We start from the raw sequence: 24306 nt of genomic DNA, 5'->3' as shown, positions 1-24306 counted from the left end.
GGGTCGGCGTCCGGGGCAGGGGTGCGCATGTGGCGGCTCAGTTCTTGGCGGCGGCGTCGACCTCGGCGCGGAACTGCTCGAGGGTGTTCAGGGTGAGCGGCTTTCCGTCCAGGAAGAAGGTCGGGGTGCCCTGCACGCCCAGGGCGGCCCCGTCGGCCAGGTCCTGCTCGATCCGGGCGCGGGTGGCCGGGTCGGCCACCGCAGCATCGTAGGCGGCCATGTCCAGGCCCAACTTCTCGGCGTAGCCGCGGAACACCGGGCTGCGGTCCTCGGCGGTGTGGCTCCACTGCTCCTGGGTGTCGAACATCTTCTGATACATGGCCTCGTACGCCCCCTGCTGGGCTGCGGCCTCCACGGCGGTGGCGGCGGTCATCGAGTTCGGGTGGCCCGGCAGCGGGAAGTAGCGGTGCACGAAGGTCACCGTGTCTCCGTACTCGGCGCGCAGGTCCTCCACGACCGGGTAGGCCGCGGCGCAGCCCTCACATTCGAAGTCCAAGAACTCCACCAGCACGGCCTTCTCGTTCGGTGCCTGGGAGAGCACCCGGCTGTTCTCCCGGACCAGCTGCCCGGTCTCTTGGCTCGGCTGTCCGGATTCCTGACCGGTGGACGCGCTGGCGTCTTGCGGTGGGGTGGTGGTGGCGCCGCGGGCCACGAAATAGCCGATGGTGCCGCCGACGATGACCAGGGCCAGCAGGACCCAGACCACGATCTNCCTGGGCTCCGGAGTGCACGCCGACGCCATCATGGACCGCATCGTGCACAACACCCTCTGGATCGAGACCGGCAGCTACAACATGCGCGAACACACCGCCATGAACGGCCACTAGAAAGCCCGTCGAGGGCCGGTGGCTCCCACCCGGCCGGCCGCCGGCTCTCAACGGCCATAGTGGTGGCTCTGAACCACAATATTCAGTGGCTCCCAGAGGTCCGAATACTCACCCGTCTCGTCCAAGAGACGACATCGTCGTCGCTCGCCATCGCTTCGACGTGCCGATCGGCAACACGAGCGTGGCCACAGCAGGCGTCTCATAGGCATCATCTTGATGAGGCGAGACCGACCTCCGGTGTGGATTTAATCGCTAAATGGCGGTCTTCTGTGATCGCTTGGTGGCGTCTCCGACCATGGGCTCGGGTGTGTCCGTTAGGGGATCCTCCTGCGACACGGTTGATGTGCGGCGACGATGTGGATTCAGTGCTGAACCGGCGTGCCACTGGACGCGCGATTCGAATGAGTTGTGGGTGCCGGCCAGCCGGCTTTGGCGCGGCGATTCCTACTGAAACCCGAATCAGATTCCGGGTGCTTCAGGGCCGACCGCTGGGCTGGTTACTTCTTGGCGTTGCGGTATGCCTCCACCACGTCTCGGTGCAGCCGTCCGCGGCGGGATACTTCGTAGCCGTTTTCGGCGGCCCATTCACGGATCCGTGCCGCCTCGTTGGCGGGGGCCGGTGGCGCGACCGCGCGGGCCTTGCGGATGTGTGTCTTGAGGGTTGCGCGGAGTTCCTTGGCGTGCTGCGCCGATAAATCGATTTCGTAATGGCGTCCGTCCAAGGAGAACTGAACGGTTTCATCCGCTGGGCTACCGTCCAGATCGTCTACCAAAACTACTTCCACCTTCTGTGCCAAGGGTCTCCCGTCGCTGTTTTCTTTCCTCGACCCGAGAGCATCATTCACCGGGAGGTGAATAGTGGTTCTCCCGTAAGCAATGCGGAATCGTATCCGCTGCTTCAAGCCCGAAACTTGAGTATTACTGACACGCCTGGGGTGATCAAGTTGGCTGGGTCCTGAGCGGGCTATTGAGGGCAGACTCACAGGTAGTCAATGTTGCACTAGTGTCCTGCGCCGTTAATTCGTGATCTAAGTCATAGAATTGGGGTATGGCACGTACCGGACGTCCGAAGGCCGAGCTGCTTCTCAGTGATGAGGAGCGTGAACAGCTTCTGCGTTGGACCAGGCACAGGAAGTCCTCGCAGGCACTGGCGCAGCGGTCCAGGATCGTGTTGGAGTGCGCAGACGGCGGATCCAACACCGTGGTCGCCGACCGACTGGGCGTCACGCGCCATACGGTGGGCAAGTGGCGGGCCCGGTTCCTGGAGCACCGCTTGGACGGCTTGGCCGATGAGGATCGGCCTGGCCGTCCGGCCACTGTCACTGCCGGACAGGTCGAGGACGTGGTGGTCGCGACCCTGGAGTCCACCCCGGAGTACGCGACGCATTGGTCGCGATCGAAGATGGCCGAGAAGTCCGGGCTGAGTGCCTCGACGATCGGGCGAATCTGGAAGGCCTTCGGCCTGAAGCCCCACCTCGAGGACGGGTTCAAGCTCTCCAACGACCCGTTCTTCGTGGACAAGGTCTACGACATCATCGGGCTCTACCTGAACCCGCCCGAATCCGCGGTGGTGCTCAGCGTGGATGAGAAGTCCCAGGTCCAGGCCCTCTCCCGCTCCCAGCCGGCGTTCCCGATGATGCCCGGGATGCCGGAGAAACGCACCCATGACTACTTCCGGCACGGCACCACCAGCCTGTTCGCGGCGATGAACGTCGCCGACGGCACCGTGATCGCCTCCACCCACCGCCGCCACCGGGCCACGGAGTTCCGCAAGTTCCTGACCAAGATCGACAGAGAAGTACCCGAGGACCTGGACGTGCACGTGGTCTGCGATAACTACGGCACACACAAGCACCCCACGGTGAAGACCTGGCTGGCCAACCATCCCCGGTTCCACATGCACTTCACGCCCACGTATTCATCCTGGATCAACCAGGTCGAGCGGCTCTTCGCCGAAGTCACCCGAGATCTCCTCCAACGCAGCGACCACCGAAGCGTCCAGGCCCTGGAGAAGGACCTGCGCGACTGGGTCAAGGCCTGGAATGAGAACCCCAAGCCCTTCATATGGACCAAGACCGCAGACCAGATCCTCGAATCCCTCGGACGACTATTGAACCGAATTAACGGCGCAGGACACTAGGTCGCTGAGTATCCACATTCCTAGTCCGCGGGGATGCTCTACGCCCCTGTCCAAGGTCCGGATCCATAGTCCAGGGAGTATTGCGCAGGGAGGGTTCTCGTGGCGGCGGCGGCCACCCCAAGAGGACATGTCGGGGCGGCCACCGCCGGTGAGGTTGATTCCGTCTTAGCGGTCCATCCCGGCCCAGGGGTGTGCTCTGGTCTGCTGACCAGTGTCGGGCGCTGGCCGGGTAGGCGCTCTGGGGTCAGGGTTGGGTAGGAGCGGGGAATGGCTTGCGACGTGGCTGCGGTAGTGCTGACGGTCTGCCGCGGTGAGGCGCTGGCGTAGTTCGTCGCGGGCGATGGAGTCGATCAGTGGTTGCGGGTCGAGGCCGAGGGAGGCGGCTTGGTCGGCCATGCGGCCGAGCTCCCCGGTGGTGTGGCGGGTGATGGCTTCGATGGCGACGGTGCTGCCGCGGGTGATGAACTGGGCGGCGCCGGCGAGGTCGGCCATGCCGGGTCGACGTGCGTCATCGCAACGCCGGAAGACGTCGACGAGGCGATCGGCCTTGATGCTGTCGCCGATCACGTCGGCCAGGAGGTTGTCGCGGATGTGCACACTGGTGGCAACGGCATGGGCGATGACGGCGACGTGTTCGTCGCTCAGGCCGGTCTTGGACTCGGCTCCTTCGGTGAGGGCGCGGGAGGCCCATTCGTATTGGGCGGTGGGCGCCATGGTGGCGAACCGTTGGGCGGTCTCCGGATCCAGGTGCGCTTGTTGATCTTCGGAGACCGGTTCGTAGTGCCGGGCGAGTTCCTCGCGGGTGGCGACCGGTTGGGCGCCGGTGACCATGGAGTACTCGGTGCCGGCCGTGTCCTCCAGGTCGGCTTCGGGGCTCCACCCGCGGCCAGGGGTGAAGACTCGGAGGCGGTCGTTGTCCACGGCCCAGGCCTGGGCCCGTGTCTCGGTCTGCTGGGTGAAGGCGTCCTGGAACAGGAGTGCGCGGTCGGGGCCCTCTGGTCCGTAGCCGATGGCCAGGTAGGAGTTGGCGCGGTCGCCGAACGCGCGGGTGATGTGGTCGGTGACTTCGGCGGCGTGGGCTGGTCCGTCGCCGAGGGTGGCGGTCCAGGTGTGGACGGCGGCGCCGATGTAGTCGGGTCCGTGGAAGCCGAGGATGGCGATCTGGTTGTTGCCTGGTTGGTAGCCGACCATGTGGGGGACGGCTCCGGCCAGATCGGTCGGGGTGGTGATGCGCATGGTGGGCTTGTCGTCGGCCATGGTTCAGTCCTGCGGCTCGAAGACGACGGTGACCGGTTCACGGTGCAGATGCATGTCCACGACGACGGGTGATTCGGGTGCGCTGCTGAGCAGTTCGGAGAGTTTCTCGGTGATGACGGATTCCATGGTGTTCCCCCTGTGGGTGGTGGTGTCAGTCAGTGGACTGGCGGTGGTCGGGTGAGTGGTCTGCGGCCGCGGTATTGGCGTTGGTGCCGGCAGTGTCCTTGGTGGTGGTGCGACGGCGTTTGGCCGGGCGGAGCTTGTCCAGCTCGGCCTTGGTCCAGCCTTTACGTTCGGCATCTTTGAAAGCTTTGCGTTCGGCCGCCTGCGCGTCCTTGAGGGCCTGCTCAGCGTCGACGCGGGCTTGAACGGCGGCGGCGATGTCCTGGACTGCGGTGAGGCGCTGGTCGTTGAGTTTGCGGGCCTGGTCGATGAAGGATTCGGTGATGTTCTCGGTCATGGTTTTCACCCTAGGCCGGGTGCGGGTTTCTCGCTGAGGTGGTGCAGGTAGTTGTGGACATCTTCTCGTCGGTAGCGGCGGATGGTGGCACCGATCTCGATGGCCGGCAGTGCGTCGTCACCGGTGACCTGGAGAACCTCGTGGGTGTCCGTGTCGAGGAGGTGGGCGACCTCCTCGAGGGTGAGCAGCTCGGGGTAGCCCTGGAGGTGTTCGGCGGCTCGATGGGTCCGGGCGTAGGTGAGGACCTGGTCGCCGGCGTCGTCGCCGAGGAAGTCTTCTAGGGCGGTCTGGAAACCGCGAGTGGTGAGGTACATGGAGAACTCTCCTGTCGCTTTGCTCTGGCTGCCGTTCCTTTCGGCGAAGACCGAAATACTCGGGCCGTCAGGTTCGGTCAAGCACGGGAGGGTCGGACGTGGAATACCGGAGGGAGCGAGGAACGAGCGAGTGAGGATATGCCGCGAAAGCCGGTCCGGATGCTTGACCGGTTCTGGCGGACCAGTACCCTCCAAGGCCGAATGGAACGCTCCGTTCCCGTCCATCAACTGCGGGCGGCAGCCCGCATCGACGCCCGCGCCAACGGGACCGGCGGAACTGGAGCAAGCTATAAGGTTAGGTGCCCTAAACTGCTTGTGCCCTTGCGCTGACGCTTGGTCGGATGGGACACTCACGAGTGAGCGGCGTTGCACTGGGCGGAGTCGTAGAAGAACGGGAGTCAGGTCGGGGGTGGTCGTGGTGGCTGAGCGGAAGCGTCAGGCCAACGTGGCTGGTGGTCGTCCGGCTCGCCGGGTGGTGAGGCTCTCGGCCTCCGAGGATGCCATGCTGTCGTTGGCCGCAGCCGAGCAGGGGGTGTCGGTGCCGCGGCTGTTGAAGGAGTCCGCCCTGGCCGAGTCCGCTGGCGAGACGGTGACGGGCCGTCGTCGGCTCCTGACGGCCTTGAACGTGGTGACCGGGCAGCTCGCCCGTGTCGGGAACAACCTGAACCAGATTGCCCGTGGGCTGAACACCGACGGGGAACTGCACGGAGACGTGCGCGGGTCGTTGGATGAGTTGCGCGGGGTGCTGCGTGACGTTGATGTCACGATCGAGACCCTGGCGTTGGATAGGGGCACGCCATGATGCCGAACGTGGTCCGCGGCGGGCAGATGATCGGGCTGATGAGCTACCTCGCCGGCCCGGGTCGGTCCAACGAGCACACCACACCAATGGTGATCTCCGGCGACGACCGGGTATTGATTGAGTTCGAACCCGGACAGGAGCTTTCCGTCGAGGACGGGCAACGCATCGGTGCGATCCTGGACGGCCCCCGGCGTACGCATGGCACCGAGGTGAAGGCCCCCGTCTTCGCGTGGGACGAAGCGTCCCAGCGCAAGGTCAAGGTCGCCGAGAAGGACGGCCATGTCTGGCACTGCTCCTTATCCCTAGCCAAAGGCGAGCGGGAGGTGTCCAAAGAGGAGTGGGGAATCATCGCCCAGGGCTTCGTGGAGCGGATGGGGTTCATCGACCCGGATGGGGCGCAGTCCTCCCGTTGGGTGGCCGTGCACCACGGAGTGTCGAAAGCCGGCAACGATCACATTCACATTGCCGTGCAGTTGGTCCGGGAAGACGGAACCAAGGCCAATATTCACAACGACTACTACCGCGCGCAGAAGGTCTGCGGGGAGCTGGAAGCGGAGCACGGGCTGGCGGTGTTGGAGTCCCGTCAGGTGGCCCGTGGCTTGTCCGGGGATAAGCCCGCCGAGGTCGCTCGTGCGTCCGCCGAGGGCTACCCCCAGGCTCCTCGTCCGGAGCTGCGCCGACGGATGCGCACCGCGCTGGCGACAGCCGCCACTCCGTCCCAGTACATCGAACGATTGGGTGAGTTGAACGTGCGGGTGGCACCGTCGTTTGCCAAAGGATCCACCACCCAGATCCGCGGGTACAAGGTGGCCCTCGGCGAGGCACAGGAATCGGTCTGGTACTCCCCATCGAAACTGGATGCCACCCTAGGGTGGCCCAACGTTCTACGCCGCTTCGAAGGCGCCGGAAGGGAATCGGCCGAGACCCTGCTGGCCTCGATGCACAACAGTGCGAAGCGCGACTGGTCTTCGGTGCAGGTCGGGTCCTTTGACCCGGCATCGGTGGAGAAGTTGTTCAGCGGAAAGACCGGCACCGGCCCGGACGACCTGTCCACGATCTACGCCCGCTTGTCCATGCACGTCGAGCGAGGCAAGCCGGGTGCGTTCTCCCAGCTCTCGGAGCAGTACGCCCGTGCTGCCCAAGGGCGGGGCAACGTGACCCACGCGGTGCGCTTGGGAGCTCGATTCGCGGCCAAGGACAGTGCCCGTGGGTGGCTTGCGGTGTTGGCCCAGGCCAATCGGCTCTCCCGGGCGATGACCACTCAATCCTTGGCCACGCACCGTCCGCAGTTGGCGAGCCGCACCGCTGCGCTGATGCGCACCGTGGACGTGATCACGGCCCAGTACACCCTCGCACCCAGCCAGACCCGCGCCCGGATGGGCGGCCAACAGTTCACCCGGCCCCGACCGGATACCGGAATGGATCGATAGGAGAGGGACATGGCAGAGAACGAGGAAGAATCCGAGATGGCCGCGCAGTTCGGCAACATGCTGCGCGTGGCGATGGGCTCCAGGATGCAACTCCGTGAAGCCCAAGCTCGCCGTGAACAGATGCAGGCCGCCGAGAGGACCGCACAGGCCGACCAACAGACCCGGGCCGAGGCCAACGTCGCCGCGATGGTGAATCGGGAGATGTACAACCCGGAGTTCTGGCGCACCGCCGGCTCTGAATCCATCGCCGACCGCGTCACCGTGGCCGCGCACCTGGCCGGTGCCCACCCGGAGGCTCGCGGGGCATGGATGCACGCCGCCGACGTGCTGCGCAACGACTACGGGATCAATCTGGAGCTGATGAACAAGGACCACCCCACGTCCTTGGTCGACCGGCACGCGGCCCTGCGTGATGCGTTGGACGACTACTTCGCCCGACAGCGTTTGGACGCTGAGGCCGACCAGGCGCTGGCCCCCACGGCCACACTGGAACGAGAGAGCGACCGAGATGAGCAGCTGGGTACCGACTCTCAGCTGGATGCCAGCGCACAGCCCAGCGAGGCCGATCAGGTCGCCAGTCAAGCAGCCGCGAAGGGCGCCGACGCCAAGGCTGTGGACGAAGACGTCCACCTAGCCCTGGCTGACCGATATGGATCCGAAGCACAACAGGACCAGGTACATGCCCAGGCTGAGGAACAGACCGGGGGAAGGCTGTCGAATCAATACCAGCGAGTCACAGACGCCCAACTGGCTCAAATCGAGCGCCACGCCAACACCCCTGAACTGGCAAACGTGCGATCCCAGCAAGCCGACTTCTTCCCCCGCTCGACCGCTGAACGCATCGCAACCAACCCGGCCAAGACCACAAAGCGGCCAGTCTCCACCGCACCGACCGCCGGTCGCAGCCAAGAGACAGGAGTGAGCCGATGATCGTGGAATTCGGCAGCGCTGACGATCCGGCCACCGAGACGCACCAGGGGGCCGAGAAAGAGCGGCCTCTGTGCTTTCCCAATGCCGGTGCCTGGGTCGAGGGCTGGCTGCTCCCCCACTATCGGCGCAACCCCGCCACCCGCCGCTGGGACCCCCAGTGGTGGAGGTACGAGGAAGTCGGCACCGTCCTCGAAGCACTCTGGGAATCCTGGGAACAAGTCCGGTGGGGCGACGCCATGGCCTCCACCGCCTGGTTCCGGGACTACCTCTGGCCCATCATGGACCGACTCACCGACCCCGACGGCCCCTTCTGGGACTACGACCCACCCCGATCCACCGACGTGCCTCCTCAGTGGGCGGTCACCCCAGCGCCTCGAGGTTGGTTCTGATTTGTTGAGCTCGGGTGATAATGACGACGTGGAAACCACCGGAATATTCAGCCTTGCCGAGGAAGACGAACACCTCGCAGATGCTGTTGTTGTAGATACAAATCTCTTCTGGGGCGACCTCCATCTAAGGGGAGGTACATGGAAACGACTAGTGAATCTTCAGCGTTCTAGAGTTGTTCGCCTGTACTTCCCTGAAGTAGTCGTGCGGGAGATGGTTAGGCATTATCAGCGCAGGCACCGCGAAAATATGAACCTGATCATTAACGCGGTAGACAATCCAGTTGACCTTGACAATGTCCTGATTGACCTTGGTCTATCCTCGCCGGGCGTGAGCAAGAAGGATCTGCGTAGCCGACGGGACGCCGCCCTCTCTAGCGGGGTATATGAGGACAGTCTAAGAAGGCAAATTACGTCGGTTGGCGAAGTTCTCGACCTGCCACCAATTAATCCCGAAGATCTGATTGATTCCTACTTGCGGGCAAAAAAGCCGTTCAAGACAGACGATGCCGGAATCGCCGACTATGTGATTTGGCAGACGGTCCGCTCACTTGCTGTCTCCGAACCTCGCCGAAGCATCATTCTCCTCACTAAAAACCATAAGGATTTCGCTTCTGGAGGCACTCTGCATCCGGACCTCCGGGTGACCCTGAATGAAGCGGACCAAGTAGCTGTATGCATCGACGTTGAGAACTTCCTGGCGGAGTATGAAGAGGAGGTTCGTCTCGCGGAGGAAGGCCAGACATACTTTGCTCCGGCAGCCAAAGACCTCGCTATGGATGCGGCCGAAGACTACGTCGAGAACCATCTGGTTGGCGCTAAGGTCGCCGGGTCCGATTTTGATCCGTATCCCTCGGGTTTGGAGATTGACGGGCTAGTACTTCCCTCGGAGATCGAGTCTCCTCACATCAGCTGGGTAGCTCTCGAGGTGGACTCAGCCAGCTGGGATCCGTATGAGGCCTTCGAGAACACCATGGAGCTTGGTCAGCTTGAATGCCGGGCGGAAGTGAACATCAGCGCGCATGTTCACCGCTCTGAGGCTTACTCCTTAGAACAATCTGGTGAAGTCGACGCCGTGGACCTGGGGAATTTAGAGGAGCACTACGTTGAGGTCGACTTAACTCGGCACGTCGTATTGCAGTTCAACATTCGCGTGGACAAAGAGATGTCTGGGCAGGTGGAGCACCTCGACAAGATTGCAATTGATTGACATGTTCCGCCCAGCACCAGCACCAGCGGCAGAGCAAGTGGATTGCGCAGGCCGCCTCTAGTTACTGACTAACCGGCGAGCTGTTCGTAGTAGTCCTTTGAGGCGTCTACGTCATCGCCGTAGGGGTTGGTGGAATAGTGCTGGAGCTCGATCAGGCCCGGGGGCAGCCCGGAGGTGGAGAGCACGGCTCTGCCGCGGGGTAGGGCGGCGAGGTCGTTGACGTCCAGGAGGCGTTCGCGCTGGATGGCGGTGGACACCGAGCGTCCACCTTTCTGGGTGGAGGTGGTGCGGCGGATGACGTCGTGGTCGCCGATGAGTTGGGACAGGAACGGCAGGAACGACGAGTCCGAGAGGCCAGAACCGGCGATCCGAATGTTGGCGGCGGACCAGAGCTTCTTCATGCCCTTCTCCCCGAAGGCCTCCAGGCCTTGGTCCCAGCCTTGGAAGAACGAGGACAGCACGATCCCCCGGGAGCCGTAGTGGGAGTACACGTCCGGTAGCTGGCGCCACCGCACGACGTTGGCGACCTCATCGAGCACTCCCGTCATCGGCGGGGAGAGCCGGCCCCCGGGCTGGAGGGCGGCAATCTCTTCGGCCTCGGTTAGCACCGCCACGGCCAGGGCACCGGCGATGGCACGGGTGGACCCTGCGCCCTCTTTAGAGATCAGGTACAGGGTGTCGGTTGAGGATGCGAAGCGTTTGGGGTCGAACTCGGCTCGGCCGAGCTGGCCGGTATCGCGCACCCAGGGGACGACTCGGTCGTAGGAGAGCACGTTGACCCAGGGGCGCATGGTCCCGTAGACCCCGTCGCGCTGCTTCGGCGTGAGCTGCTGGATCTTGCCCAGGGAGACGGCCACTGCCGTGTGGCTGTGCTCGAGCAGTAGGTCTCGGGGTGCCTTGTCGTCGGGGTTTTGGGCCCAGAGGTGTACGTCCGTGATGGGACGGCCACCGACTGCGGCGGCGTAGAACATCATCGACAGCAGGCGTCGGCCGTCGGATTCGAAGTAGGCGTCCTGGGTGGATCCGGCGGACGTGGCGGAGGTGACGAAGATGTCCGCGAGCATCTCGGCCCGCTCCATGCCAGTGACGAAGGACAGCGGGTTCCACCACCAAGTGGGTTCCTCCCCGATGATGCCTTGGACGTCGTGGACCCACACCACCCCGGTCCTCGACCGGGGGCCCCGCGTCATGTCCACGAGGTCGCGCTTGTTCGAGGTCGCCACCACAGGGCCCTTGGTTTCCAGGATCTGAGGGACGCACACACTGGTGGTCTTACCCGCGCGAGGTCCCATGAGCCAGATCTGTACCCATTCCCACGACGCGAAGAGTCGTTTGCCGTTGTTGACCAGCTTGGCCAGCGGCACTCCCGGCCCAGCGGACGTGGCGCGGAGCCGTTCAGAGTCCTTGGTCATGGCGGGTTCGTTGAGTGCGTCGAACTCCTTGGCCTTGGCCATCCGGGAGGCCAGGTGGTCGATCCGGGACCCGTTCTTGCGGCCCCGACGCAGCACCACCAGGAACGAGGCCGCCACGACCAGCAACATGGCCACCCCGGCAGCGAACACGATGAGCTGCCAGATACCGACCGGTGTATCGCCGGTGGCTTGGGACATGAGGACATCGAAGGGCCCGCCGGTGGCGCCGATAGTGGGGTCGATCCAGGCGCCGAAGACCCAGAGGGCGAGAGCTCCGATGACGAGAATGAGTAGGCCGGCGGCCAGTACCCAGCCGGTCTCAGAAGAAGCCGGCTGGGTGCGCCTGCCGGGGCGGGGGTCGGCGAGCATCACTGCACCATGTCCCAGTCGCGGTTGGTGTTGGTGTTGTCGATCTCCAGATCGGTCAACTGTACGTGCAGCGGTACCCCGGCTTCCTTGCCCGTCTTGAGCAGGAAGTTTCCGGCCCCTGGGCGCAACCCGGCCCTGCCGGTCCACTGGTCCACGGGCGCTTCGGCGATCCAGTCCGAGAGTTGGGACACCTCGGCGCGGGAGAGGTTGAATACTTCTCGCAGGTTGCCCATCTCGCCCTCGGCGAGCCCGCCGAGGAACACCATCGCGGAGCGTTCCACGAATCCCCACGCGGTGGCGGTCAAATGTGGTTCGGCGAGCTTGAGGTCGTTCATGGTGTGGGTCACCATCACTTGGGCCATCATCCGGCCACGGTTCAGACGGGTGATGGAGTCGATGAAGTGCACCATGTCCGCCGAGGCGCGCAGGATCCGCCACAGCTCGTCCATCACGAGCAAATAGGTCTTCCGTCGCCGTCCCTCGTCGGCCGCCAAATAGGCTTCTGCGCTGACGGTGGCTGAGCCGAGATTCCAACACAGAGACTGAACGGCGGCCATGAGCACATGGTCGTTCTCGTTGACTCCGGAGATGTCGAATACGGCCGGTCGGCCGACCTCGATGTGTTCGGAGGTGGGTTCGGAGAACATCGTCCCGTACATCCCGGATGGGCCCAGGGAAATCAATGCGTCCAGGACCTCGCGGACGCGCAGGTCGTACTCGGTGTCATTGTCGTTGGTGAGGGTCACCGCCCGCAGTGTTTGAGGCCGGGCGCTGATGTGCGCAATGACCTCGCCCAACAGCGGAGGGGTGGTGAGCTCGGGATCCAGGTCGGACAGGGAGGTGGCGATCACCGATCGTTCATGCGGTGCTAGTTCGCGCCCCAGCATCATGCCCACCACGCCAGCGATCAGGGATCGACGCCGGGAGGCCATTTCCTCCAGTGCCTTGCCCCTTTCTTTGGCATCCTGGATGCCGGCCAGTTGTCCCACGATGGGTCCCAGATCCATCGGGTTGATGTGTCCCTGGCCGGGCGAGAACTTGATGACCTGACCACCGAGGTCGGCGATGGTGTGCACGTAGTCCGGGCGGGTATCGGCCAGGACCATCGGGATGACACCCCAGTCCGCCAGCACGGTGATCCACCGGTGCACCATGGAGGTCTTTCCCAGCCCAGGCTGGCCGAGGATGAATGCCGAGGGATTGGAGATAATCCCGGCCCGAAACCACGACACTGGGTCCGCGCAGACGAGGGAGCGTCGGCGCAAGTGATAGCCCAGCGGTGCGCCGATCACCGGCAACCCGGCCCCGGCCGAGAACGGGTAAAACCCACACACCTGGACCGTGGTTCCCTGCAGCTCGAAGGGGGCCTCGATGACGTCCACCGGTCCTCCGCCGGTCCGGTTCCAGCCGCGCGGGCCGGGCCGGTGCCGGGAGGCCTGGCGGGCCTCGCGCCAGCGCTGACTGGCCTTGGGGCGGTCCCGCGCTGCGGCGCGTTGACGCTTGGCGTCCTCGCGTTTGAGCCGGGCCAGGTCCTTCTTGGACAACGTCAGCGCGGTTCCGATGAGCGTATCCGGGGGCGTCTGGAGATCGGCCATCAGAAGAACTCCCTCAGGGTGTCGGGGATGAGCATGTGATCGGGCAACACCAAGCCCAGGGGCAGGCCTGCCTGGAAGGTCACGGCCTGGTTGGCCAGGGCGGGACGGATCCGCAGCCGGGCCGGTCCCAGCAATCCGGGGATGCGCTTGTCCCAGACCTTCAGGTCCTCCTCCGAGGTGCCGGTGATGGTGATGACCAGCCCGAACCGGGTCAGCCCGGCGCCCTGTGCTTCTTCGGAGGCGGTCTTGGCTGCGGCAGCCTGTCGCAGGGCAGCGCGGGCGTTACGCCGGGTCTGAGAGCCGGCGAAGGCCGCGTCATTCTGTTCTTGCTGGACTAAGGCGGTGGTCCGCTCGGCCGCAATGGGCCGGTAGAGCAGGGTGACGCGCTTGCGCAGCAGCCCCGGGGAGGGCTCCAACACCCGTTTCAGAGAGCTGGACGTGAAGTGTCCTTCCGGGCCCTTGTACATCGTCCAGGACTTCGAGACCGCCCGGTCGTGACGGTAGTGCTCGAAGGAGTCCTGGGCGAACGAGGGGCCCGCATCCTCCCAGTGAAGGTCGGTGCCGCCATCGGCCTGCATTTGCTCCACCAGAGAGGCCACGGTCGGGTCATAGGCCACGCGGGTGAAGTCCGTGATCTGCTGTGCGGTACACGCCCGCACGGCCCCGGCCCCGGTCCCCTGCAGGCCACCGACAAGCCCAGGTAGGCGGGTGCCGATCTCCTCAGCCATTTCCGCCCAGCCGCGGTCTCCGGTCTTGCCGTCGTGCCGCCGTCCGTCGAAGGTCACACTCACGCGGGCCACCAACTGCGGGGCCCCACCCTGATAGGTCTCCCCAATCCGGTCAGTGACCGCCTTGGCGTAGTCAGGGCCGGTTCCGGTGCGGTTGGCCTCCAATAGATTCGCCAGACGCAGCCCGGAGTCCGGGGAGGACTCGATGGTCACCGAGGCCCCACGGATGCCCTCGTCCAGGCCGCGCTGGGTCAGCCAGGAACCCCACACGGCCACCCTGTGATCGATCTGTTCTTGGTCCACCAGAGAGTCCCCGTCGGGGTGAGTCTCGATGACGACGGAGTAGTTATACACGTCGGATCCGGCGACCCGGATTAGCCCGAAGGCGTTGCCGTAGGAGTCGGTGAACTCGCCCAGTTCGGACTTGGCCATCAACCCGGGCAGGCGAGTGGCCCCGTCGGGGGTGCCCTTACCGGTCGGACCGGCCAGGTACACGTCGCGGCCAGATTTCTCTTTGATGCGTTGTGCCAATCGCAAGGTGATCCTTCCGTAGATACTGCGTCCTTGGCGCCGGGTCACCTTCAGCAGCAGCACCGCCACCGTGGCGGCCATGACGAGGGCGAAGGCGATGTACCAGCGTCCGGTGGCCATGAACAGGATGCTCAGTAGCACCACCGGAATCAGAGCAATACTGATTCCCATCGACAGTCCACCCAGCCCGGAACGGCGGGGCACGGTGAGGTTGCCGAAGACCTGCGGTTCGATCCGAACGGACTCGGTCGTGCTCATGCTCGGTCTCCTTCATCGTCCACGGCCCGGTCCACCCGGGCACCCTCGGCGGCCTGCGATCCGGCCTGGCTGGCCTGGCTATACCGGTTGATGGCCTCGGCCCACCGACCCGACCCGGACGAACCGCCAGCGGCAGTGTCCGTCATTCCCGCTCCAGCCGGTGCACCACCGGCAGCCGAACCCGCGCCGGCCTGATCACCAGTGGTCGTCTCAGCACCCGAAGCGGCACTAGAGCCCTGGGTCGCACCCGCAGTGGAGGACGACTCCCCTGACGGGGCATTCCCACCCGCAGCTGATCCACCGGAGGACCCTCCCTCGGCGCTGGCACCGGACGCGGTGCTGGTGCTACCACCGGCTGAGGTGCCCCCAGCTGCCGCTTCGGATCCAGTGGAAGAACCACCATCCGCGCCGGAGGCCGCGGTGGTCGTCCCCGACACAATTTCGGCCGTTGACGGAGCACCCCCAGCCGGGCCACCCCCGGACGATGAGAGGGCCCCGGATGGGTCTCCCCCACCGACGGCAGCCGCCGTGGTGCTGCCAGTCGCAACTCCGGCCCCGCCCCGTGCGGCCATTGCACCGGCGCCCACGCCACTGGCCAGCACGGCAGCTCCGGCGGCGACCCCGGCGGCCCCGGACAACGCCGCGCCCCCGGAAAACCCGCCAGAGCCCGCGGCAGCAGCCGGGACAATGAACTTGATCAGCCCGGGCAGGGCGAAGGCCGCCAGGACCAGGACCAGTAGCCCCGTAAGGGCCGAGACCAGCCCAGCCCCCAGGTCGGAAGTCTGGGACAGGTCGGTGTCGTCGATCATCATCCGGAAGCCCAGGGCATAGATGCCGGCGGCGACCGGCTTGAACAGCAGCAGGGCGATCAGCCAGCCGTTGGCCTTGCGCCAGGCCTGATTGCCTCCCTCGGTTCCCGAGGCGGCCGCGAGCACGGCGATGAAGGCCACGAGGATCACCAGCATGAGGTTTCGGAAGATCATGAACATGAAGTTCACGCCCGAACCGAGCAGCATCAGCAGGTAGACCACGAACGCGACCCCGTAATTGCTGGCCATGGCTCCGGTCGCGGGGATGAGCATTTCCATAGACGAATCGCCGTCAGTGGAGCGGTCAAGCAGCCACCGCGCGGTTTCGTCTCCGGCGGTGAGCAGGATCGGCACGGCGGCCATATAGACGCCCGTGGCCAACACGAGGTTAAAGAGCGGCTTGGCCAGATTGACCGCATTGGATCGGACGTCCTCGGTCATCACCAGCCGGATCAAGCCGAAGAAGAAACCGATCATGGCGAAGATCACCACGAACCAACTCAGGTCCTGCTGGAGCAAGTTCAGGCCCACTGAGTCCAGGTTCGGTGGCGGAACCTCCATCCACCACGTGCCAATGATTTTGGCCATCTCCACAGCCCCGTCGTAGAGGCCCTCGACCATGCCTTCAAATGCCGAGTTTGCTAACTCGCCAATATGGCAACCAACCGAGGTCAGTCCGCATTCAGCCATCGTGCCCGCCTACCGCCAGCGCACGTACGGAGAGGTGTCTTCCAAGATTGATACGCGCGGGTGGTCACCTGGAGTCTCAAAGTTGAGCCTCCAGTCCCCGGTGCCTTCGTCCCAGACCAGATCCAGCCCATACGAGGCCGTTGTTCCCTCACCCGTCATCCAGTAGTTGATAGTGGCGTTGTTCTCGTCAGCGGCCAAGACGCGGAACCCCTCAACGACGGGTCGCTCATAGTCGCTACCAGCTGAGGAGATTTCTTCAAGGACATCGTCGCGCCCGGGCCCGGGGACAGCGGAGTCGACCTCCCCTTGAGACATTGCCGCAAGGAGATTGGGTCCGGCGAAGACGGCGCCAGTGGGTGACCGTTCGAAGCAGGTCCACAGGTTCCCATCCTGGACGCTGGGTCCGTACTCTTCCGAGGTCGGCACGAGCATCTGATCTGGGTGGGTCTTCCAGACGGTTTCTGGTGCTTCGCTGGGGACCGTTTGGTCAGCGTCGCTGGTCTGGCATGCGGCGCCGGCCTGAGTCGGCGCCGTGGTGGGCGCTTGTTCCGTGGCCGTTGCCGTGGCTGTCGGGGTGGTGGTGTTTTCTGGTGCGGTCGTGGTGTCGCGTGGCCAGAGGACCACGCCGACGATGATGCCGACGATCAGGACCACCACCAGCCCGCCGGAGACCCACCATCCCAGGCTCTGAGTGCCCGGGTTATCGGTGTTCTTGTTCTTGGCCACGAGGGCCCCCCTTCGCTCGGTGTCTTGGTTGCGTTAGACGAAGACGCGCATGATCGCTCCGGCGCCGGTGGCCAGTCCGCAGACGATGATCGCGATGGCCAGTCCCTTGATGCCCTGGATCTCGCGTCCGGTGAAGGCGGCGAACACCAGGGAGCCGGCCGAAGCGAGGAAGCCGGCTACGCCGATGATGATGACGATCCAGCTGATCCAGTTCAGCAGGGTCGTGATGCCCTCGGTGCCTGGAGGCTGCTCGGGGGTCGGGTTCGGGATGACGCTGGCGAAGGTCGAGGCGGTGGCCATCAGGTCCATCAGCATGGTCGGTCTCCTTATCTAGGGGTGCGGAAGGCGTGGATGATCTTGGTAAGCCTGCGTGGCAGTCGCCCGGGGTCCGGCGGCAGGTGCCGCCAGGCCTCGATCCACGGCAGGTGAGCGCCGCGGGGAACTTTGCGCAGGAGTCTCTTGACGGCCTTCTTTTGGCCATCGGTCAGGGTGGGGCCGTCATCCACCAGCACCAGCCCCAACAGGATCGAGGAGGGCAACTGTCCGGCGGCCCATTGATGGGTGAACGCCTCGGCGGCAGCCAGGCCGGCGTAGTACGTCCGGGCCACGGCCAACACCTGCAAGGTCGGCAGGGGCCGGGTCCACCCGCCAGCGACCGGCCAGCCGGTACCGGCATCGACGGCGTCGTCCCCAAACAGGGAAGCAACCGTGGTGGCCCCCGCTCCCCCATGCAAGCCAAAGACGGTCACCTGACGAAAGTCCGCCACGGTCGTCTGCGGCCACGGCGCGGCCTCCGGATCGGCGGCGACGGCGATCTCCTCGGGCGAGGTCGGCCCGTAATACAGCGCCGCGGTGTCGAGACCGCCGTCGTTCTCAGACAGACTCTGCGAGGAGTCCCCGGGCGCGACGACAAAAGGGTTCCCCCGTTGGGCCACGTCTGCTCATCCCCTTAGCATGTGATTGGCCAATACAATCAACATAAACACCCTGCGTCAGATGCGTCAATATGGACTTTTGTCCATATTGCGTGTCTTGCGCTTGACGAATGCAATGCGTTCGTGAGGACAATGGAGCGTGATGATGAACGATGCCACGGCGGTCGATTCACTTCTGGAGGGGCAGCCTGACCTGCTCACCACCGATGACATCTGCACGCTGATGCGGGTGTCCCAGGGCACTGTCCTGCGGTGGATGAAAGAGCAAGGGCTGCCGACGATCTCGGTGGGACCGCGCTTGCGCCGCGTGCGACTCGAGCACTTCCGGGAGTGGCTGCTGAGAGCGGACGAGATCAAGGACTGACGTTTCCACCTCGGGGGTGTAGTGGACGAGACCACAGAGACAGCGTTCAACCTAGAGACCGTGCCGGCCTTTCCGGTGCTGACCCTCTGGCTGGATGAAGACACCGAACGGACCGAGCTGAACGGAGTCCCGGTCGAGCCCACACCCGGTGAGGGCTACCGGCAGGCGGCGATCACCGCCGTGGTGCGCGAAGTCCAGCGCCTGCACCTGGAAGCCGTACGGGTGCGGGTGCTCTCCCCCACCGATGAGGCCTGGGACATGGTGGTCACCGCCACCGGAGACGTACTTGACGCCACCGTCACCGACCTCACCGCCGATCAGCCACAGCGGGGGCCGCGCCGCCGCTGGCTGCTCCTCGGGGCCAGCACCCTGGCCGTGCTCGCCCTCGGCGGTCTAGGCACCGCCGTGGCCCTGTCCGTCACCGGTGACAGCGCTCCGCAAGAATGGGTCGTTCCTGGTGCAGACCAGCAGATCCCCGTCGCCCTGCCCGAGGCGTTCTCCGGACGCTCGGCCTGGTCCGTGCCGGTGGCCGAGAACTCCGATGTCACGGCCTTGGACGCCGGGCACATTCTTTCGGCCGACCCGGATGGCACTCTGACCGCCCGCGCACCGGAGACCGGTCAGCCGGTCTGGCGCGGCACCTCCGCCCCGAAAGACCTCACCTCGGCTGTGCACACCGACTGGGCTGGCACCCCCTCCTTGGCAGCCCAAGCCGGCAACGAACTACGCGTGTGGGACCTCCGCACCCCCGAGGACGGCTCCACCGTCACGGCCACGACCATCCCGGTAGAACAAGGCTGGAGAGTCGAGGTTCGCGGGGCACGGCCCCTCGTGGCCAAAGAGCACTGGATCGTAGGCATCCCTGCTGCCGGGCATGGCCTTACCGATGTGGTCATCCCCGCCGGATCCCGCGCCCTAACCGTCACCGGCGACAACCAAATCATCACCGCCACCGAGACCAGCCTCTACACCGTCAACGCAGACGGAACCGTGGCCGGACGGACCTCCTTCACTCCCCCCGCCGGCGCCAGCGGCGCACCTCAGGTGTCATGGATGCTCGACGCTGACCACGCCCTGCTGGGCTGGAAGACCAAGGACTCGTCCACCGCCATGACCATCATCCAAGTCCAGGACGGTGCCACCCTGGCCACCGCCGAGATGGCGCAGGCCCCGGACCAACGCCAACAGCCCATCGTCGAGACCGAGGGGCGCGCCGCCGCCTTCGACACCCTCGCCCTCACCTGGGGCGAAGAGCCGATGCTCCGCCCGCTGCACAGCTTCGAGACCTCCACCCTTGACGGCACCACCGCCTACGGGCTGGCGGACCGAGCCGACCCGGCCAGCCTCGACCTGTCTTCCCTGACCTCGGCACCTCTGCCATGGGAGACCTTCACCGACGAGGACCCGGCCCCGGACTTGGTGGATGCCGACGCGGCCTACATCGTCGCGGAAACTCTTGAGAACACCGTGCTCTACCGCTCCGAATCGGCCGGCACTCCAGCCGACGATCCGGCTGACGATTCCAAGGAGAAGTGATGATCCGGATCCAGATGGACTCCCCCACCCACGCGAGCCTGACCACCGACACGGAGACGACCGAAGTCACCTGCCCAGCCGGTGAGCAGCTCATCGACGCGGTGATCGAACACCTGGTGCGCCGGGCCCGCCGCGACGGCACCCAACTGATCGCCCAGACCGACGACACCCCGCCAACCTGGCTCGCCGTGGACCCCACCGGCACCGTCACCCCCCTCGACCAGCCGCCCGCGCCCGCCTCGGTGGCCACCACCGCCGCGAACACCACACCCACCACGCCCGCGGAGCAGCCCGCACCGGAGGCCGAACCGGCTGTAGCCACGGTCCCTGCCACACCGGCAGCACTACCGAGCCGGCCCAACCCCCTCATAACCACCGGCACCACCACTGCCCCGGCGCCGGTCACGTTCGACCCGGCCGGTGCTGCGCCCCAGCCCACCACCACAGTGGTTCCGACTCGGCGTAGCCTGCGCGACACCACCTTCCTGGTCCCGGACCAGTCCACCGAGCCGGCCTCTCGGGGCTGGCGGGCCGCCCTGAACACCCTTGGTTTCCGCATCCCTGCCTCGGCGGCCGAGCTGGCCGAACGCAAAGATGTGAGCATCGTGTCTCAGCACTGGCCTGGCCCACGCACCGTGGCCGTGGTCAACCGCAAGGGCGGCGCGAATAAGACCCCCACCGTGGCCCTGCTCTCCGCGGTGCTCGCCCGGTACGGCGGTGGTCCCGTGTTGGCCTGGGACAACAACGAGTCCCAGGGCACCCTGGGCTGGCGCACCGAACAGGGCCCTCACGCCGCTAGTGTGCTGGACCTGGTGGATTCATCGACTCGGCTGCTCTCCCCCGCTACCTCCACCGCCGACCTGGCTCACTTCGTCCACCACCAGCCGGCCGACAAGTACGACGTCCTGCGCTCCGATGAAAACGACGAGGGCGACCACGAGGTCACCGCCGAGGAAGTCGACCTCGCCCACCAAGTCGCGTCCCGGTTCTACCGGATGATCATCATGGACTCGGGCAACACCGCCCGCTCTGCCAACTGGCGACGAATGATCGACCACACCGACCAGCTCGTCGTCCCGGTCACCGCGATGGAAGACCGCGCCGAGGCAGCCCTGTTGACTCTGCAGACCCTCGAAGCTCGAGGCGGGCACGACGCAGAACTGGCCCGCAATGCCGTGGTCATCGTCTCCGAGTCCACCGACGCCGCTCGAGGACTGGGCGGGGACGCACTGAAGAAGGCCCGCGCCGAGGCCCAGCGCATCGCCGATGGCTTCGCACCCTTGGTCCGCTCCGTGATCCGGGTGCCCTATGACCCGGCCCTGGTGCGTGGGGTAATCCGCTACGACGCCCTGCTCCCGGAAACCCAGCGGGCGTGGCTGGCGGCCGCCGCCGCCGTGGCCCAGGGCTTCTAAGGAACAAGCCGCCGTGGACAACTCTCGCAGCCTGCTACAGATGGGCGCAGCAGCCGCCGTCGTGGGGCTGCTGATCCTCATCCCGGTGATACTCATGAAGTTGGACAAGCCCGCTCCCGCCGCTCACACCGGGTGCGTTCCGGCCGGTGGCAGCACTGCTGGCATCCCTGAGCAGTACCGCGAAGACGTCAGTGCAGCCGCCACCGAAGCCGGGGTCCCGGCGGCGCTGGTCGCCGCCCAGATCCAGTCTGAATCGACCTGGAACCCCCAGGCCAAGTCCCCCGTGGGAGCCAGAGGCATCGCGCAGTTCATGCCAGCCACTTGGGCCGAGTACGGCCAAGGTGCCGATCCCTTCGATGCGAAGGCCGGCATCGCTGCCCTAGGGCGGTATATGAAGGCCATCCGCGCAGACGTCCAGGACCTCGGCACCACCGAGGCTGAGAGGATCGACCTGACCCTGGCCGCCTACAACGCCGGCCCAGGCGCCGTGCTCCAACACGGCGGCATCCCGCCGTTCCCGGAGACCCAGGCCTACGTTCGTAAGATCAACGATCTGGCCCAGCTGGACTACTCCGCCGACTGCGCCCCTCCGGGCGGATCCGTCATCGGCGACCTCGGCACCGGAGAATGGACTCATCCCCTACCCGGTGGCGTCCTGACTAGTCGCTTTGGGTATCGCGGCTGTGTAGCGGGGGTCCAGTGCAACGAGTTCGTCTCCACTCACCGCGGCCTGGACTTCTCCACCGGCGGCGGGGCCACCGTTGTGGCCCCTACCGACCTTCGGGTGACCGACGCCGGGGTCAACCAGTACCAGGGCCACTACGTCGTCGGCCGGATGACCGACGACCCAGGGCTGGTCTTCCAGTTCCACCACTGCACCCCTGACACCCTCCAAGTGGGCCGAGGCGACACCGTCGCCACCGGGACTCCGCTATGTGTGGAAGGCAGCTCGGGCAACTCAGCACGGGCGCACCTGCACTTCCAGATCAACGCACCCGAAGCCGACGACACTCGGCCCACCTACGACCACGCCCTGGACCCCTATCCGATCCTGATCCAGATGGGCATCCCACTATGAACCGCACCCGGATTCTGACCTACATTGCCATCACAGCCGTCGCCGTCCTGGTCGGCGTCGGAGTGGCACTGGCCTTCACTCAACCGTGGAACCGCGAAGCACCCGCACCCACCACCGCCCCAACCTCCGCCGCTACCAGCACCGGCGCACCAGATGATTCTGTTGCAGACGACATCAGCGATCGCCAACAGATAGCGCTGGAAGCCGCGCGCATCATGACAACCTGGACGCCGGACGAGGACCTCAACCGCACCGCCGCCGAACTGCGCGCACGGACCCTGATGACCAAGGAGCGCGCCGCGGCCGTCATTGCCCCCGAGCGGCCTGCCACAGGAGTCGAATGGCTCGAAGCCGCAGAACGCGGAGCCACCTCCGTGCCCAACGTCGAGCTCAACTACGCCACCGAATCCAGCGAGACCGGCGTTTCCGTGACCGCAACTTGGACCTGGAACGCCCCCGACGGCAGCGACATCCCCGAAGAACCGGGAACACAACCCCGCAGGTATTACTTCGAGTTCACCGAGGAGAACAAAATTCATGACTACAGCTACTAACCCCGTCGTCCCACGGACAGGTGGCTACTTCGGAAACTACGCTCCCGTGCTCGCAGCACCGTGTACGGGGAGAAATACTCCACACCGGACCTACTGGCCAGCACCGGCGCCGGACGGCGGCCCACTACTGGGACCTCCCGGCCCGCCACCAGGTCGCCAAACGCTTCATAGACACCACCTGCTGGTTTCCCGCCGGTGCCGGAGCCGACCGCTGGCAGCCGGCCAGTCTGGCCGGGATCGACCTGGCACCTGCCCACGATGTGGACGCCATGGTGCAGGCCTCCTCCATGCTGGCAGCCACCCCGCACTGGCTGCGCCGCGGCAACGTCTCGGACGTCCTGGGCGACCCCATGGAGAGGGCCGGGATCTCGAGTCCGGCGAAGTTCCGGCAGCGCGAGACCATCGACTCCACCGGCCGCAACCTCACCCTGATCTTGCCGGCCCCGCTGCGGTGACGCCTGGTCGGACTGCCGCTGAGAGCACGACACGCCCAACACGCCAGCGGCTGAGAAAAAATCTCTGGCTGATCTTGAGGCACACGGGCCACATCCCGGCCCGGGCTGCCGACCACTCCCCTGGTCCAGGCGCGTATCCGGCCCTGGGCAGGAGCAGAGCGGTAATGCTGGCGTGCCCGGAACCGGCTGCAGATCTACCGCGGCACAGCAATGCTGGCATTGCCATCAACGGCGTCTTCCACACAGCCACGTGAGGCAAGTATTAGCCTGTAACAGGATGCTCCCCCACATCAAGAATCTCTACGCTGGCGGCATAGCCGGTAATGCTGGCATGAATGGCAATGACGGGAATGACAGCACTGACGCCATAGCCGTTTCTGGAGGCATTGCCGGTCGGTTCGAGCCAGGCCGGAGCCGGCAACAAAGCGCTCGGCGATGGGCAGCCCATCCCAGTGCTGGGGCGGAAAGATGCGGCATGGGCACTGGCACAGAGGTGAATCACACGGTGGTAACTTCGAAGGCATCAACCACCAGTCAGACATGGAAGGAGCGACGCGATGAAGCAATCCGTCACCACCTCCGGCAACGGTTCGACGGCTCGAGCCACGACACGACGGTCCGATTCCAAAGGCGACCGGGCCTTCGTGGGGACACGCATCCCCGCGGACTTGCAGCCACGACTGAAGTCGAAAGCCGAGCAGTCGAACCTCACCGTGTCTGAGTACGTGGAGCGGTTGATCGCCGCGAACCTCACCCAGGAGGGGCAATGGATCGCGTAGCCACTCCGGACAAAAAGATGGGCCCGCAGAAGCGGGCCCATCAAGAAGCCGGACACCAGGGGCCGTTGCCGGGGCCCGCCGGAAAACCGGACATCGTGTAACTACACCTCACCTCGACGGAACGGACTGCAATCCGATACGTCAGTAGACCGAAGGCCCCTGCAAGGGCCGCCGACCAGAAGGAGGTAGAGCCCAAGGCTCCATCACTACTTCGATATGCACTTAGCCAACTGACCGGCCCACCTGACTCTCACACCACGGTGGGTACCGGTACTTTGACGTTCCCGGAAGGAACATCGCCATCGTAACGCAGCCTGAA

At 65.4% G+C, this 24306-nt stretch carries 25 protein-coding genes and 2 pseudogenes; 14 read left to right on the top strand and 13 right to left on the bottom strand.

Going from position 1 to position 24306, the window contains the following annotated elements; genetic code table 11:
• Window positions 1-37 precede the first annotated feature (37 nt).
• Window positions 38-711 (bottom strand): annotated as a pseudogene (locus BOSE125_RS16430) (DsbA family protein); the annotation flags it as partial.
• 1 nt (window position 712) lies between these two features.
• On the opposite strand from BOSE125_RS16430, the pseudogene BOSE125_RS18285 reads away from it, so the two are divergent.
• A pseudogene (locus BOSE125_RS18285) lies at window positions 713-827 on the top strand (ATP-binding protein); the annotation flags it as partial.
• Window positions 828-1324: 497 nt separating this feature from the next.
• Here BOSE125_RS18285 and BOSE125_RS16420 read toward each other — a convergent pair.
• Entirely contained in the window at window positions 1325-1624 is a 300-nt protein-coding gene (locus tag BOSE125_RS16420) for an Lsr2 family protein (protein WP_159554310.1), read from the bottom strand.
• A 251-nt stretch (window positions 1625-1875) separates the two neighbouring features.
• On the opposite strand from BOSE125_RS16420, the gene BOSE125_RS16415 reads away from it, so the two are divergent.
• The gene (locus BOSE125_RS16415) at window positions 1876-2967 is read left to right on the top strand and encodes an IS630 family transposase (RefSeq protein WP_159554308.1); all 1092 of its coding nucleotides are present in this window, start codon (window positions 1876-1878) and stop codon (window positions 2965-2967) included.
• A gap of 165 nt (window positions 2968-3132) precedes the next feature.
• Here the strand turns inward: BOSE125_RS16415 and BOSE125_RS16410 are convergent, their stop codons facing one another.
• Genes BOSE125_RS16410 through BOSE125_RS16400 form a run of 4 tightly spaced genes read right to left on the bottom strand, consistent with a single transcriptional unit; the run spans window position 3133 to window position 4998 of the window.
• Window positions 3133-4224: a DUF4192 family protein gene (locus BOSE125_RS16410; protein ID WP_159554306.1), complete on the bottom strand. Its 1092-nt coding sequence runs from the start codon at window positions 4222-4224 to the stop codon at window positions 3133-3135.
• A 3-nt stretch (window positions 4225-4227) separates the two neighbouring features.
• Window positions 4228-4350, bottom strand: coding sequence for a hypothetical protein (locus BOSE125_RS18145; protein ID WP_256375981.1), 123 nt, complete (start codon window positions 4348-4350; stop codon window positions 4228-4230).
• A 25-nt stretch (window positions 4351-4375) separates the two neighbouring features.
• Window positions 4376-4684 (bottom strand): hypothetical protein, encoded by a 309-nt coding sequence (locus BOSE125_RS16405; protein ID WP_159554304.1) that lies wholly within the window; start codon window positions 4682-4684, stop codon window positions 4376-4378.
• Between the two features lie 5 nt (window positions 4685-4689).
• Window positions 4690-4998, bottom strand: coding sequence for a hypothetical protein (locus BOSE125_RS16400; protein ID WP_159554302.1), 309 nt, complete (start codon window positions 4996-4998; stop codon window positions 4690-4692).
• A gap of 418 nt (window positions 4999-5416) precedes the next feature.
• Between BOSE125_RS16400 and mobC the strand changes: the two genes are divergently transcribed.
• The 5 genes from mobC to BOSE125_RS16375 are packed head-to-tail and all read left to right on the top strand — an operon-like array spanning window position 5417 to window position 9756.
• Window positions 5417-5800: a plasmid mobilization relaxosome protein MobC gene (mobC, locus tag BOSE125_RS16395; protein WP_159554300.1), complete on the top strand. Its 384-nt coding sequence runs from the start codon at window positions 5417-5419 to the stop codon at window positions 5798-5800.
• A complete protein-coding gene (locus tag BOSE125_RS16390; protein ID WP_159554298.1) occupies window positions 5797-7230 on the top strand; it encodes a relaxase/mobilization nuclease domain-containing protein in 1434 nt (477 codons plus the stop codon). The genes mobC and BOSE125_RS16390 overlap by 4 nt, the downstream gene beginning before the upstream one ends.
• Before the next feature lie 9 nt (window positions 7231-7239).
• Window positions 7240-8160 carry a hypothetical protein gene (locus tag BOSE125_RS16385; RefSeq protein ID WP_159554296.1) on the top strand — a complete coding sequence of 307 codons (921 nt, stop codon included), beginning with the start codon at window positions 7240-7242 and terminating at the stop codon, window positions 8158-8160.
• The gene (locus tag BOSE125_RS16380) at window positions 8157-8549 is read left to right on the top strand and encodes a DUF4913 domain-containing protein (RefSeq protein ID WP_159554294.1); all 393 of its coding nucleotides are present in this window, start codon (window positions 8157-8159) and stop codon (window positions 8547-8549) included. The genes BOSE125_RS16385 and BOSE125_RS16380 overlap by 4 nt, the downstream gene beginning before the upstream one ends.
• 28 nt (window positions 8550-8577) lie before the next feature.
• Window positions 8578-9756: a PIN domain-containing protein gene (locus BOSE125_RS16375; RefSeq protein WP_159554292.1), complete on the top strand. Its 1179-nt coding sequence runs from the start codon at window positions 8578-8580 to the stop codon at window positions 9754-9756.
• Window positions 9757-9824: 68 nt separating this feature from the next.
• On the opposite strand, the gene BOSE125_RS16370 is transcribed toward BOSE125_RS16375, so the two are convergent.
• From BOSE125_RS16370 to BOSE125_RS16340, 7 genes are all read right to left on the bottom strand, one after another.
• Window positions 9825-11537 carry a type IV secretory system conjugative DNA transfer family protein gene (locus tag BOSE125_RS16370; protein ID WP_229672756.1) on the bottom strand — a complete coding sequence of 571 codons (1713 nt, stop codon included), beginning with the start codon at window positions 11535-11537 and terminating at the stop codon, window positions 9825-9827.
• Window positions 11537-13132, bottom strand: a complete 1596-nt coding sequence (locus tag BOSE125_RS16365) for a hypothetical protein (RefSeq protein WP_159554288.1) — start codon at window positions 13130-13132, stop codon at window positions 11537-11539. The genes BOSE125_RS16370 and BOSE125_RS16365 overlap by 1 nt, the downstream gene beginning before the upstream one ends.
• Window positions 13132-14649 carry an SCO6880 family protein gene (locus tag BOSE125_RS16360; protein ID WP_159554286.1) on the bottom strand — a complete coding sequence of 506 codons (1518 nt, stop codon included), beginning with the start codon at window positions 14647-14649 and terminating at the stop codon, window positions 13132-13134. Before BOSE125_RS16360 ends, BOSE125_RS16365 begins: the two co-directional genes overlap by 1 nt.
• A complete protein-coding gene (locus tag BOSE125_RS16355) occupies window positions 14646-16046 on the bottom strand; it encodes a hypothetical protein (RefSeq protein WP_159554284.1) in 1401 nt (466 codons plus the stop codon). Before BOSE125_RS16355 ends, BOSE125_RS16360 begins: the two co-directional genes overlap by 4 nt.
• 111 nt (window positions 16047-16157) lie before the next feature.
• Complete coding sequence (locus tag BOSE125_RS16350) at window positions 16158-16874, bottom strand: hypothetical protein (RefSeq protein WP_159554282.1); 717 nt, start codon at window positions 16872-16874, stop codon at window positions 16158-16160.
• A gap of 33 nt (window positions 16875-16907) precedes the next feature.
• Window positions 16908-17189, bottom strand: coding sequence for a hypothetical protein (locus BOSE125_RS16345; protein WP_159554280.1), 282 nt, complete (start codon window positions 17187-17189; stop codon window positions 16908-16910).
• 11 nt (window positions 17190-17200) lie between these two features.
• A complete protein-coding gene (locus BOSE125_RS16340) occupies window positions 17201-17809 on the bottom strand; it encodes a DUF6668 family protein (protein WP_159554278.1) in 609 nt (202 codons plus the stop codon).
• 142 nt (window positions 17810-17951) lie between these two features.
• Between BOSE125_RS16340 and BOSE125_RS16335 the strand changes: the two genes are divergently transcribed.
• The 7 genes from BOSE125_RS16335 (at window position 17952) to BOSE125_RS16305 (ending at window position 23987) form a co-directional block, all read left to right on the top strand.
• Complete coding sequence (locus BOSE125_RS16335) at window positions 17952-18173, top strand: helix-turn-helix domain-containing protein (protein WP_236558207.1); 222 nt, start codon at window positions 17952-17954, stop codon at window positions 18171-18173.
• A gap of 21 nt (window positions 18174-18194) precedes the next feature.
• Window positions 18195-19709: a hypothetical protein gene (locus tag BOSE125_RS16330; RefSeq protein WP_159554274.1), complete on the top strand. Its 1515-nt coding sequence runs from the start codon at window positions 18195-18197 to the stop codon at window positions 19707-19709.
• Window positions 19709-21121, top strand: coding sequence for a chromosome partitioning protein ParA (locus BOSE125_RS16325; protein ID WP_236558078.1), 1413 nt, complete (start codon window positions 19709-19711; stop codon window positions 21119-21121). The genes BOSE125_RS16330 and BOSE125_RS16325 overlap by 1 nt, the downstream gene beginning before the upstream one ends.
• Window positions 21122-21134: 13 nt before the next feature.
• A complete protein-coding gene (locus BOSE125_RS16320; protein WP_159554272.1) occupies window positions 21135-22199 on the top strand; it encodes a transglycosylase SLT domain-containing protein in 1065 nt (354 codons plus the stop codon).
• Window positions 22196-22753 carry a hypothetical protein gene (locus tag BOSE125_RS16315; protein ID WP_159554270.1) on the top strand — a complete coding sequence of 186 codons (558 nt, stop codon included), beginning with the start codon at window positions 22196-22198 and terminating at the stop codon, window positions 22751-22753. Before BOSE125_RS16320 ends, BOSE125_RS16315 begins: the two co-directional genes overlap by 4 nt.
• Before the next feature lie 20 nt (window positions 22754-22773).
• Complete coding sequence (locus BOSE125_RS16310) at window positions 22774-23208, top strand: hypothetical protein (RefSeq protein ID WP_159554268.1); 435 nt, start codon at window positions 22774-22776, stop codon at window positions 23206-23208.
• 557 nt (window positions 23209-23765) lie between these two features.
• Complete coding sequence (locus BOSE125_RS16305; protein ID WP_159554266.1) at window positions 23766-23987, top strand: hypothetical protein; 222 nt, start codon at window positions 23766-23768, stop codon at window positions 23985-23987.
• The last annotated feature ends 319 nt before the right edge of the window (window positions 23988-24306 follow it).

Source organism: Citricoccus sp. K5, assembly GCF_902506195.1.
GTDB lineage: Bacteria > Actinomycetota > Actinomycetes > Actinomycetales > Micrococcaceae > Citricoccus.
The sequence above is the reverse complement of the archived record's forward strand: the minus strand, read 5'-3'. Positions and strand labels throughout refer to the sequence as shown.